The sequence below is a fragment of the Shewanella psychrotolerans genome, from assembly GCF_019457595.1.
GTDB lineage: Bacteria > Pseudomonadota > Gammaproteobacteria > Enterobacterales > Shewanellaceae > Shewanella > Shewanella psychrotolerans.
The window spans coordinates 2,031,535-2,044,513 of sequence record NZ_CP080419.1 but is presented as its reverse complement, the minus strand read 5'-3'; the positions used below and the strand labels follow the sequence as shown (position 1 = coordinate 2,044,513).

The 12,979-nt window shown below is 44.1% G+C and carries 10 protein-coding genes; 3 read left to right on the top strand and 7 right to left on the bottom strand.

The window, feature by feature from the left end; all coding sequences use genetic code 11:
• Positions 1–90: 90 nt before the first annotated feature.
• The 3 genes from K0I62_RS09040 to K0I62_RS09030 are packed head-to-tail and all read left to right on the top strand — an operon-like array spanning position 91 to position 4,886.
• Positions 91–1,494, top strand: coding sequence for an MFS transporter (locus tag K0I62_RS09040; RefSeq protein ID WP_220071112.1), 1,404 nt, complete (start codon positions 91–93; stop codon positions 1,492–1,494).
• Positions 1,495–1,514: 20 nt separating this feature from the next.
• Positions 1,515–2,462 (top strand): glycoside hydrolase family 43 protein, encoded by a 948-nt coding sequence (locus K0I62_RS09035; protein WP_220071111.1) that lies wholly within the window; start codon positions 1,515–1,517, stop codon positions 2,460–2,462.
• A 57-nt stretch (positions 2,463–2,519) separates the two neighbouring features.
• Positions 2,520–4,886: a glycoside hydrolase family 127 protein gene (locus K0I62_RS09030; RefSeq protein ID WP_220071110.1), complete on the top strand. Its 2,367-nt coding sequence runs from the start codon at positions 2,520–2,522 to the stop codon at positions 4,884–4,886.
• Positions 4,887–5,316: 430 nt separating this feature from the next.
• Here the strand turns inward: K0I62_RS09030 and K0I62_RS09025 are convergent, their stop codons facing one another.
• The 7 genes from K0I62_RS09025 to K0I62_RS08995 all read right to left on the bottom strand — a co-directional run bounded on the left by K0I62_RS09025 (position 5,317) and on the right by K0I62_RS08995 (position 12,971).
• Positions 5,317–6,396, bottom strand: a complete 1,080-nt coding sequence (locus tag K0I62_RS09025) for a glycoside hydrolase family 43 protein (RefSeq protein WP_258405123.1) — start codon at positions 6,394–6,396, stop codon at positions 5,317–5,319.
• On the bottom strand, positions 6,389–7,351 hold the full coding sequence (gene yjfF / locus K0I62_RS09020; RefSeq protein WP_220071109.1) for a galactofuranose ABC transporter, permease protein YjfF: 963 nt from the start codon (positions 7,349–7,351) through the stop codon (positions 6,389–6,391). Before yjfF ends, K0I62_RS09025 begins: the two co-directional genes overlap by 8 nt.
• The gene (locus K0I62_RS09015) at positions 7,348–8,466 is read right to left on the bottom strand and encodes an ABC transporter permease (RefSeq protein ID WP_220071108.1); all 1,119 of its coding nucleotides are present in this window, start codon (positions 8,464–8,466) and stop codon (positions 7,348–7,350) included. The genes yjfF and K0I62_RS09015 overlap by 4 nt, the downstream gene beginning before the upstream one ends.
• On the bottom strand, positions 8,463–9,971 hold the full coding sequence (locus K0I62_RS09010) for a sugar ABC transporter ATP-binding protein (protein ID WP_220071107.1): 1,509 nt from the start codon (positions 9,969–9,971) through the stop codon (positions 8,463–8,465). Before K0I62_RS09010 ends, K0I62_RS09015 begins: the two co-directional genes overlap by 4 nt.
• Before the next feature lie 43 nt (positions 9,972–10,014).
• Positions 10,015–10,959: an ABC transporter substrate-binding protein gene (locus tag K0I62_RS09005; protein WP_220071106.1), complete on the bottom strand. Its 945-nt coding sequence runs from the start codon at positions 10,957–10,959 to the stop codon at positions 10,015–10,017.
• Positions 10,960–11,040: 81 nt separating this feature from the next.
• Entirely contained in the window at positions 11,041–12,090 is a 1,050-nt protein-coding gene (locus K0I62_RS09000) for an aldose epimerase family protein (RefSeq protein ID WP_220071105.1), read from the bottom strand.
• A gap of 110 nt (positions 12,091–12,200) precedes the next feature.
• Positions 12,201–12,971 carry an SDR family NAD(P)-dependent oxidoreductase gene (locus K0I62_RS08995; protein WP_220071104.1) on the bottom strand — a complete coding sequence of 257 codons (771 nt, stop codon included), beginning with the start codon at positions 12,969–12,971 and terminating at the stop codon, positions 12,201–12,203.
• Between the last annotated feature and the right edge of the window lie 8 nt (positions 12,972–12,979).

Genomic DNA, 12,979 nt, shown 5'->3' with positions numbered 1-12,979 from the left:
TTATCGGCGCACTACCCCATTGGTGTAACAGGTTGTATCTGACACTATTGGTGTAACAAGCTGTATCTAAATATAATTAAGGGAACCTGGATGAGTACCAATAAGCTTTCAGTACTTGAAAAAGTCGGCTATGGCTCTGGAGACATGGCGGTAAATGTAGTTATTTCATCGATGATGCTAATCATCACGTATTTCTATACCGATATTTTCGGTTTGAAACCAGCAGATATCGCAATTTTGTTTTTGGTTGTTAGGCTTATCGACGCGGTCACCGACCCGTTAATGGGGATTATCAACGATAAAGTCTCAACTCGCTGGGGCCGTTACCGTCCCTACTTCCTCTTTATGGCGGTCCCATTTGGTATATCGGTTTTTTTAACCTTTAGTACGCCAGACTGGGACTACAACAGTAAACTGATTTGGGCTTACTCTACCTATATATTAGTCACTGTTATCTTTACCGCGGTGACGATACCGTACATCTCAATTATTGGTGTGATGACCGATAATCCCAAAGAACGTTTATCCGCGGCAGGCTACCGATTATTTTTCGCTAAAGTAGCCGCATTTATGGTGACCATCATAGTCCCCATTCTTGCAGAGGCGTGGGGAGGCGACAATTTAGCGAAAGGTTATCAAAGTGCTATGGGACTAATGGGCGCAATGGCGACGCTACTATTCCTGTTTTGTTTCTTTACCACTCGTGAACGTGTGGCGTATCAGGTTGAAACTAAACCTATAATCACACAGTTTAAGCTATTAATTCGTAACGACCAATGGCAGATCCTCAGCACTATTTGTGTTATCGGTACCATTGGCTATGTGATCCGCGGGTCGGTAGCGGCCTACTACGCTACTTATTACTTAGGCGGTGACGCAAAACTGCTGTCAGCGTTTTTGTCTACGGGTGTGGTAGCGGCATTACTGTCTATGATCGCATCAACTTGGATCACCAAACGATTTTGTAAACTTAAGCTATTTAGATATAGCCAGATAGGCGTTGGCCTACTCAGTGTCATTATGTTCTTCACCGTACAGCCTGGTGATGTTGCATTGGCGTTTGTCCTCTATTTCCTTATCTCTTTCGTTGTTGACCTTCATGCGCCAATATTTTGGTCAATCATCTCGGAAGCGGTCGATTATGGTACGGTAAAAAATGGCCACCGAGTCTCTGGTTTAGCATTTGGCGGCATCTCTTTTGCCCAAAAAGCGGGCATGGGTATCGCAGGTTTCGTCGTGGGTATGCTACTGACCTACTTTGACTATGAGGCAGGCGCGGTACAAAGTGAATATACCCTTACAGGTATTGCATTGATGCTAACGGTTATCCCAGGCGCATTCCATACTCTAATGGGCTCACTGATGTTCAAGTACCATATAACCGATAGTAGCTATGAAAAAATCAAAGCGCAGCTTGACGATATCACCTATAACGAATCAATTGACCAACAGCAAACACAGTCTGGCATTAAGCCAACTGAAGCCACTGTTTAACAAAATTTGGAGCTAATTAGATGTTAAAGCTATCCCCCATTATCGAACAACGTGCCGATCCGTTCATTTATAAGCACACCGATGGGTACTACTATTTTACCGCATCGGTGCCTGAATACGATCGTATTGAGCTTCGCCGAGCTAAACGCATTGACGAACTAAACGAAGCTGAACCAGTTGATATTTGGCACAAACCAGATACAGGCCCTTACTCTGATTTGGTATGGGCCCCTGAAATTCATTTTAATCAGGGCGCTTGGTATGTTTATGTTGCCATCGCACCGAGCCGTGAGATTAAAGACAATCTGTTTCAGCATCGTATGTATGTTCTTAGATGCAAGGATGCTAATCCGTTAACAGGGACTTGGGAGTTTTTAGGTCAGCTCGATACGGGAATCGATACCTTCTGTCTCGATGCAACCACCTTTGAACATAAAGGTCAGCTCTATTATCTTTGGGCGCAAAAAGATAATGCTATTGAAGGGAATAGCAATCTTTACATCGCTAAGATGGATACCCCAGATAAGATAAGCTCAGCGCCTGTTATGTTGACAAAACCTGAGTTTGACTGGGAAATTAAAGGATTTTGGGTTAACGAAGGTCCTTCAGTTCTTAAGCGTAACGGTAAGATCTTTATCAGTTATTCAGCCAGTGCTACAGACGAAAACTACAGCATGGGTTTATTAACTATCGATGATGACTTAGATCTATTAGAGCCTGCAAATTGGCATAAGTCGAAAGAGCCAGTGATGACAAGTTGCTATGAACACGGTGTTTACGGCGCTGGACATAATAGCTTTACCGTTGCAGAAGACGATGACACAGTGATCTTGGTTTATCACGCTCGTACCTACACCGAAATCGAAGGTGACCCATTATGGGACCCTAATCGTCACACCTACGTCAAAGCCCTTCGCTGGGATGACAATGGCTTGCCGGTATTTGGAAAACCTTCATTGCAAGAATAAATCGATTCAACTCTAAAGCTCCTACTTTGTTAGGAGCTTTTTTATAGGTGTAAATCAATGAAAAAATTATTGCTCGCCGCTACGTTAATCCTCACCACAGGCACCGCATTTGCGATGCAACCAACCCCGATCCCCTTAAAGGATGTGCGCATTACATCGGGACCGTTTCTTCATGCTCAGCAAACTGATTTAGCCTATTTGATGTCGATGGATCCTGAACGTTTACTCGCCCCCTATCGCAAAGAAGCAGGTTTAAAGAGTGAAGCAGAAAACTATCCCAATTGGGAAAATACTGGGCTTGATGGTCATATCGGCGGCCACTACCTCAGCGCACTTGCATTGATGTACGCATCTACTGGCGATGAACAGGTACTCGAACGTCTTAATTATATGATTAATGAGCTTGATAAATGTCAGCAAGCTCACGCGAATGGCTATTTAGGTGGTGTCCCCAATGGCGCAAAGCTGTGGCAAGAGATCGCCCTTGGCGATATTCGCGCTGATCTATTCACCCTCAATGAAAGCTGGGTTCCTTGGTACAATGTCCATAAGGTGTTTGCAGGATTGCGAGATGCTTATCAATTTGCGGGGAATCAGCAAGCTAAAAAAATGATGATACTTTTTAGCGACTGGATGATAAAACTCAGTAAAAACCTCGGTGATGAACAGCTTCAAGTGATGCTGAGAACCGAATATGGCGGGCTCAATGAAACCTTAGCCGATGTCTATGCCATTACAGGCAATCAGCAATACCTAACCTTAGCAAAGCGCTATACCGACCAATCCTTATTGTCACCGCTACTGGCAAAAACAGATGCCCTTACTGGACTGCATGCCAATACCCAAATACCTAAAATCGTGGGCGTTGCGCGTATTGCACAACTCGAAAACAATAGCGCCTGGCATGATAGTGCCGATTTCTTTTGGCAAACCATAGTTAACCAGCGCACGGTATCAATCGGCGGCAACAGTGTTCGAGAGCATTTTCATCCCAGTGATGATTTCTCTAGCATGTTGCAATCGGTTGAAGGCCCTGAAACTTGTAACACGTACAACATGTTGAAACTGTCTAAGCTGCTGTATGAAGGCAATGGCGATCTAAACTATATCGAATATTACGAACGCGCCTTATACAACCACATTTTGTCGTCACAAAATCCACAAACCGGTGGATTGGTCTACTTTACGGCAATGCGCCCCAATCAATACCGTGTCTACTCAGATCCGCAAAAAAGCATGTGGTGCTGTGTTGGCTCGGGGATTGAGAATCACGCCAAATATGGTGAAATGATTTATGCCGAAGACCAAAATGACTTATTCGTTAACCTATTTATCGATTCGAGTATCCACTGGCAGAGCAAGCAGATTGATATCAAGCAAACAACGGACTTTCCCGATAGCAATAGCAGCAAAATATCGATATTAACGGCAGGGAAATTCAATCTTAATATTCGCTATCCCCACTGGGCCGAGAAAGGAAAAGTGAGCGTCAGCTTAAACGGTAAACCACAAGTCATCGACACCAATCCAGGCGACTACATTAAAATCTCACGTAACTGGGCTGCAGGCGATACGCTATCAATCACCTTACCAATGGCGATTAGCCTAGAGCAGATGCCTGATAAATCGTCGTACTACTCAGTGCTATACGGTCCAATTGTATTAGCAGCAAAGACCGACCCGTTCCCTGATGAGAAGTTGGACTTTATTGCCGACGACAGCCGCATGGGCCATATTGCTAAAGGGCAGATGTGCGAGCCTGAAAACGCCCCTATTTTCATTAGCAATGGAACACAATTTTTAAAAGAGATCAAAAAGGTGGCCAGTAGCCAACTCGCGTTTACAACAGGCAATGCCAAACTCAACCTAGGGCAACAGCTCGATTTAATCCCCTTCTACCGACTTCATGACAGCCGTTATACCCTTTATTTTGGTCAAAGTGATGCTGAGCATTGGCAAAGTCGTCAGGCTGAATTGGTACAGCAATCAAAACAAGATGCCCTACTCGCTGCAAACACCTTGGATTTGGTGCAACCAGGAGAGCAGCAACCTGAATCAGACCACTTTTTTCAGGGCGTTGGCAGCGAAGCTGGATTAAATGGCACTCGCCACTGGCGCCATGCAACCAACTGGTTCGGCTATCAGCTCAATGCGAAAGGCGAAGCCAACCCTATTATTAGGCTCACCTATTTCGGTTTAGACACTCATCGTCAATTTGATATTGTGATTAATGATAAAAAGTTGACGACGGTACGCTTATCGGGGACCAACGAGGCAAACTTTTATAGCGTCGACTACCCTATTCCAGCAGACTTTATTGCCGATCCTAACCAGCCATTCAGGGTAAAGTTTGTGGCAAAACCAGGGTCAATTGCTGGTGGATTATATGAAGTCAGACTAATGAAACCCGCGCTAAGTAACTAACAGCATGATGTAACCGACAATACCGTTACCTTTGATATCTGTTAAGCACTTCACTAAAGAGGCCTTACAACTTTATGTTGCAAGGCCTCTTTGATACCAATCAGTATAACGATGTGATCGCTCAGCGATGATTTAGCACTAGATATTTGCGCTTACTTTTAATTGCTCCTCGGTAACGACTCCATTAGTTACCCTAGCTTCTATATCCATTTACCTCCCAACTTCAGTTGATTGGCCTCACAAGCGAACGAGCATTCCATCACCCATTCGCCTTGAATGAGTTACCAAAAAACACGCTGTGTAGACCACTTTCTTATACTGATTGGCATTAGGTTTTTCCGAGTCACTATTACTATTGTTATAAGCAAAAAAATGGCGCTAATCCTAATGATTAGCGCCATTTTATTACCTTACCCGATAAGCTTACATTTTATTTAACGTCAAATGTTTGCCTATCTGAAAGCTCGTTATAAAACTCAGGAAAGCCATCTTCCGACCAACCTATCGCCCGATATCGAGTGTGACGATTACCATCTGTCAATGGGGTGCCCTGTAGCTCTAAATAGTCCCTTGCATGATAAAACATCAAATCGGTTTTACCATCCTCTGCAACCACAAAGCTATTGTGGCCTGGCCCAAAACGCTTGAGTTCGGCTTGTGTTGTAAAAACAGGCTTCTCTAGCTTATGCCAACTCTTAGCATCGAGTAAGTCAGCGGTTTCATCCGCCCAAATTAACCCCATGGCATATCTATCGTCTGTCGCACTGGCAGAGTAAGAAACAAATACCCTACCGTGTTTTTTGATCACCGCCGCCCCTTCGTTAACCTTAAAACCTAAGCGCTCCCAGTGTAATAACGGCTCGCTAATAATTGTTTCAGGTAACTCAGTGCTAATTGGTGACGTCATTTTGGCAATGACCAGCCCAGTGTTATAGGTCTTTGCCGTGTCTTGCTGAGCCCATATAGCGTAACGCTGATCACCCACAGTGAACGTGGTCGCATCGAGCGAAAATGCATCCCGGCCGGTTTTAAAGCGCCCAAGTTCTCGCCACTGCCCAGTCATTGGATCATCACCTTCAAGACCTAAAACGAACATGCGGTTATGGAAACGGGTATTCACATCACTAGCTGCGTAGTAGATATACCAGCCACCATTGATATAGTGCATTTCTGGTGCCCAAATATCGATACTCATTGGGCCTGTTTTATGCTTTTTCCAAATATTTCTAGGCTTAGCGCTGGCAAGTCCATCGATAGTTTTAGCATAGCGGATCTCGATAACGTCAAACTCAGGAACCGAGGCGGTATAATAATAACCACCATCAGCGGCTTTAATCACCCAAGGGTCTGCGCGACGTTCGATAAAATTACTATCTTTAACAGTCGTTTCAGCGACTTCACTATCTAGATTTAGCAGAGGTACGGCATAAACTGCGTTTAACGCACTGAGCCCAAACGCCATCATCAATCCAATCGTCACAATGCTATAAGTTGAGATGCGATTAGCCATGAGACGCCGTTCTCCCGTTAAGCACTTTTTGCAAAATGATGAAGAAGAACAATAGCAAACCGATAACAATCTTAGTCCACCAACTGCTTAAGGTGCCATCGAAAGTGATATAAGTCTGTATGACTCCCATCAAAAACACGCCAAGCACAGTGCCTAAAACATAACCACTGCCACCAGTCAATAATGTGCCGCCAATCACCACTGCAGCAATCGCATCAAGCTCTACACCTATCCCACCTAAAGCATAACCAGAGAACGTGTAGAAAGAGAATACGATACCCGCGATTGTTGCTAAGGCACTACTCATTGCATAAATGGCGATAGTAGAACGACCTACATTGATCCCCATTAATTTGGCCGATTGTGCGTTGCCGCCTAAGGCATAAACATTAGTGCCAAATCGGCTAAAGTGCATCATCACAGCGATTAAGATAAAAATGAAAATAAACAGCAAAGCGCTTGCGTCCAACCAACCATTATCTGGTAGCGCAATCCCAAAATCGGCCACTGCATCATAAAATGGATGATCAATAGCAATAGACTCTTCACTCAATGTCGTTGCTAGGCCTCGAGCGAGGAACATTCCCGCAAGTGTCACGATAAATGGCTGCAATTTATAGACGTGAATCATCACCCCCATCCCCGCACCAAACAAGGTGCCGAGTGGCACTAACAACGCGAATGCCGCGAGTGGATGCCAGCCATATTGTGTTATTAACAAACCAGCAATCACGCCACTTAAGGCGATCACAGAACCGACAGAAAGATCAATACCACCGGAAATGATCACCAGCGTCATCCCAAGCGCTGTAATAAGTAAAAATGCGTTGTCACGAAATAGATTAGTAACAACTCGAACACTGGCAAACCCTTCAAACTGTGTCGCACCGAAGGCGAACATCAGCACCAACAAAGATGCAGTGATCCACAGAGGTAGAAAACGACGAGAGATCATTTAGCACTCCCTTTCTCAGATGAACTAACATTTTTAAAAAAGCTAAACAGTGCTTTAAGTTGGTTTCTAAACAGCTCAGACTGAAGTAGCAGGACTAATAGAATCACTACAGCTTTAATAAGTAGATTAAATTTAGCGGGTAGACCGCTAACAATTATCGTAGTCGCTAGGGTTTGGATTATTAACGCCCCAACAATTGATAAGATCAACGAGAAACGACCACCCGTTAGCGCTGCACCACCAATGACCACCGCTAAAATAGCGTCAAGCTCAAGCCAAAGCCCTGCGTTATTGGCATCAGAACCTTGAATATCCGCTGCGCTGATCATCCCTGCAAGCGCTGCACATAACCCCGCCACAGCATAAACAAACAGCTTAATAGACTTATCGTTTATCCCCATGTAACGGCTTGCTTTAGCATTACAGCCCACCGCCTCAATAAATAAACCCAAAGCCGTTTTTCTGAGCAGTAATTGCGTCGCGATTAGCATCGCAATCACGATCCAAATCGGCATCGGCAAACCAAGCCATTGACCCGTCCCTATTGCTGCAAAACCCGGGCTTTGGAAAGTCACGATTTGTCCCTGGTTAATTAGCTGAGCAATGCCCCGTCCCGCGACCATTAGCAGCAAGGTGGCCACAATCGGCTGAATGCCTAAATAGGCGACTAAACCACCGTTAACGCACCCAGCCAAAATGCCCACCAACAGACCGATGATCACTACAGTAAACACGCTTAGATCCGGTACCAACAGCAAGTTTGCACACGCCGCGCCTGCAATCGCCATCACAGCACCAACTGACAGATCAATACCGCCAGTAGCAATCACCAAACTCATACCTATAGCTAGTAACGCCACTGGCGCGGCTCGATTTAAGATATCGATCAATGAGCCATAGAAGCGGTCATCTTGAAAAGTTAAATGGAAAAAGCTGCTGTCAATAAACAGGTTAACCACCAATAACAACACTAACGCTGCCACTGGCCATAAGTACCTAAGCCATGCTTTTTCCGATCCAGCTTGATATCGACTCGTTTTCTTATCAATCATTTCTTCAGTTTTTTCAGGCACCGCTACCGATGGCTGTTGTAATACTTCTGCTGACTTGCTCATGCGCCCTCCGCTATCGCTTGCATCACATGTTGCGACGTCAGTTCTTCACCGCTAAGCTCTTTGATGGCAAAACGATCTCGCATCACCACCACCTTGTTAGAAAACGCAACGAGTTCATCGAGTTCCGAAGAAGCGACCAGCAATGACATGCCGTCATCACATAAGCTTCTGATCAGCTTAATGATCTCTGCATGCGCACCAATATCGATACCTCGAGTCGGTTCATCTAAGATCAACAAGATAGGTTCAATCGCTAACCAACGAGCCAGAATCACTTTCTGTTGGTTACCGCCACTGAGCTGCTCTATCGGTTTATCAGCATCAGGAGTCGCTATCTGCAACTTATCGATAAAAAACTGCGCCATTTGATCTTGTTTCGCTCGCGACAAACAGCGCCACCATCCAAGTCGTGCTTGCAGCGCTAAAATAATATTTTCACGAATAGACAAAGGCCCAATAATACCATCGACCTTGCGATCTTCAGGGCATAACGCAATCCCTTCATGAATGGCGTCCGCAGGATTGGTAAGCTTTAATGGCTTACCCTTAAGTTGAATATTACCGCTGTTGAGCTGATCGAGGCCAAACACAGCGTTACAAACTTCACTGCGTCCAGAGCCCAAAAGCCCCGCGAGTCCCACGGCTTTGCCTTCTGACAAAGTTAGATTCAAAGATTGAATCGAGCCCTTAACCGATACCCCTTCTAAACTCAGCAGCACCGCCTGAGTGCTATCGGCTGCGTTAGTTGATTTAGGTGCGCTATCGAGTTGAAGATGATCTTCTAGTGCTCGACCCAGCATCGCCTCAACTAACTTAGATTGAGGTAACTCTTTGGTTAAATGCTCTGCAACAAACTCACCATTTCGCAGCACGGTAATACGGTCGCTAACAGCGTAAACCTGATCAAGGAAGTGAGTAATAAAAACAATCGATACTCCCTCTTTCTTGAGCTGATTTAGAATACCAAACAGTACTTTAACCTCATCAGCATCCAAGCTTGCAGTTGGCTCATCTAATATTAATACCTTTGCAGACATAGCTACGCCGCGGGCAATTGCCACCAATTGCTGAACTGCAACCGAATATTTAGATAACGGCTCACTGACATCAATATCTAACTTAAATTGCTTGAGCACCTGCTTAGCTTGTTTAATCATCTGCCGATGATTAATCAGGCCAAACTTTCTCGGCTCATGACCAAGAAACAGGTTTTGGGCAACGGTTAAATTAGGTAGTAAGTTAACCTCTTGATATACACTGACAATTCCGACACTTTGTGCCTCGATTGGCGATGTAAAATCATATGTTTTACCATCATAATCGATAGTGCCACTATTTTTTGTTTCTGCACCGGTCATGATTTTGACCAAGGTTGACTTACCTGCTCCGTTTTCACCGAGCAGCGCATGTACTTCACCAGGATACAGATTTAAGCTCACATCTTGCAGTGCTTTCACACCAGGGTATTGTTTACAAATACCCTTTAATGCTAATACAGCTTCCATTTAGCCTTCCCTCACATTAAATTAAGTCGCTTGTTACACGACCTTATCTATTTGCGCGTTTTTTATATTCTTCCGCAGCAGTTGCTTGGGTAAATACATCGCCGGTTGTGCTAATAAGCTTGGGAATATTTTTGTCTCCCGCTAAGTATTTTTCGATAACATCAAATGATGGCGCGCCTAAGTAAGGGCTAAGTTCAACGGTGGCATTAGTATCTCCTTCTGCCATTGCTTTGAAATAATCGGGGACACCATCAACCGCAACCACTAGAATATCAATTCCTGGTTTAAGTCCGGCTTCTTTAATAGCTTGTACGGCGCCCAATGCCATCTCATCATTGTGTGACCATACGGCACAAAAAGGTTCGTCAGCAGGCTGGGATTTGAGGAAACTTTCCATCACCTCTTTACCTTTTGCCCGGGTAAATTCACCCGTTTGGCTGCGCACTATAGTGGCGTTGGGATAGTTAGCAATAACATCGTTGAATCCTGCAGCGCGATCAATTGCAGCAGTAGCACCAACCGTGCCTTGTAGCTCAGCGATACGACAATTTCCTTGGGTGGTATCCATTAACCAATTGGCTATTTTTACACCCTCTTCCCTAAAATCAGACGCGATACGAGTGAGGTACAAGTTGTCATTAGACACTTTAATATTACGGTCGACGATGACTACAGGGATCCGCGCTCTTTTGGCCTCTTTTAACACTGGCGTCCAACCGGTTTCAACCACTGGCGCAACAATGATGGCATCAACACCTTGGGCAATAAAACTACGTACCGCCTTAATTTGATTTTCCTGTTTTTGCTGTGCATCAGAAAACTTAAGATCAATACCGCGTTCCTTAGCTTCGGCTTTTACCGCCTCACTAAAGCTGGTTCGCCAGCCACTTTCAGAACCAACTTGTGAAAAGCCAACCGTTGTTGCGTAGGCTGCACTGCTTCCTAACGCCCAAAACGCTAATACTGGAATAAACTGTTTAATCTTCATTTTAATATCCTTTACCTTTTTTAGGTACAGCATGGTCGCGGCCTTGATCTCAAAGCCTATTCTTAATTAATAATGACTCAGCTATAGATGTTTAAATCTATGCACCGTTGTTTGTGTATAAGGTGTATTTTTTTCAACTATTGTTGTTGGAAAATGTTCGATATTAACGGCATTAGGATAGCCATGAGTTTCTAAACATAAGCCTTGGTGCTTATTTATAAACTCGCCATTTTCCCGTCGATAAGATCCATCTAAAAAGTTGCCGCTATAAAACTGCACGCCAACTTCTGTGGACAGTATTTCCATTTCGCGCCCAGAGGCCTCATCAGTTAATTTAGCAACAAAATTTAATTGATCAGCTTTATGGTCATTAACAATATAATAATGATCGTAGCCATTACTCGGCTCACAAATATCAACACCAACTAACTTAGGTTGACGAAAATCAAAGCAAGTATTGCTGACAGACTGAATATCGCCATTAGGGATCTGTTGATCATCTAAAGCGAGGATATTATCTGCATTGATCTGCAAGTGGTGATAAAGAATACCGCTGAGCTCATCAGAGCTGAGATTCCAATAGGTATGATTGGTCAAGCAGATAGGCGTAGTTTTATCGCAAACCGCATGATAATTAATGATCAGTTCATTGTCATTGGTAAGGCGATATTCGACACTAGTATGTAGGGTTCCAGGAAAGCCTTGATCGCCATCAGCACTTTCTAAATGGAAAAAAGCACTCACTCCATCGTCATTCGTTTTAGTTTCGGTGCGCCAAATTCTATGGCTGAAACCACCTGGGCCGCCATGCAACTGATTAGGCCCTTCATTTTCAATCAGTTTAAATTGCTCCTCACCGATTGAAAAACGTGATTGACCAATTCGGTTGGCAACGCGTCCAACAGTAACCCCAAAATAGTATGGATTAGTTGCCCAATCTTCTATCTGTTGGTAACCGATCGTCAATGGCACTTTTACACCATCATCACCGATATGCTCGACTGACCATATGCTCGCACCATAACTCGATAAAGTGACAATTAACCCCTTATTGTTGGTTAAGACAACTAAATCAAATTCACTTGGAAACGCGGGGTGTTGCTTATTAAATGTTGAAATTGAAGCTTGCATCGTTTACTACGCACCTTTTGACAAATGTTCCGCTCAAGGAAGCTGACTATGGATTCGCACAGCCAAACTTACAACCCTAAACAATTGCTTGTTAAATGGTGCTGTAACGACTAAATCCAGCCACCATCAACTATAAAATTCTGTGCAGTACAGAGTTTACTATCATCGGATGCCAAAAATAACGCCATCGCGGCGATGTCTTCGGGCATCACATAATCTTTAATACACTGATTATCTTCAATATATTTAGCAGTGTTTCGATCAACCCAATGTGTTAACTGACGCTTCGTCATTACCCAGCCAGGCGTCAAGGTATTGATACGAATATGATCTTTACCAAGGTCGGCAACCAATCCACGGGTCAATCCCATCACTCCCGCTTTTGCCGCGGTATAGCCCGCCATTCCACCTTGGCAGTTATGCCAGCTCATTGAACCTAGGTTAATGATTGAACCACCGCCCAACTTACACATCTGAACTCTCACCGCCTGCGCAGCAAAAAAATAGTGCTTTAAATTGGTATTGATACAACGATCCCAATATTCAGGCGTTAGCTGTTCTATCTTATGACGTTCGTCACAAGCTGCGTTATTAATCAGCACACCGATTGGACCTAAATCGACTTCTACTTGTGCAATAACCGCTTGTAATGCAGGAATATCGACCAAATCACAATGATAAAACTTCAATTCAGGGTCGATATATTGCTTATTTATATAATCAACCAACTGATTTGATTCGTTATCTAAAATGTCCACAAACGCAACTTTGGCGCCCTGTTGTAAGAAGGCTTCGACTAAACAAGCTCCAATACCTGTGGCACCACCCGTAATAAACACTGTCTTACCAGACAATGTTGGATATTGATTGCTTAACTTCATAACGTAAC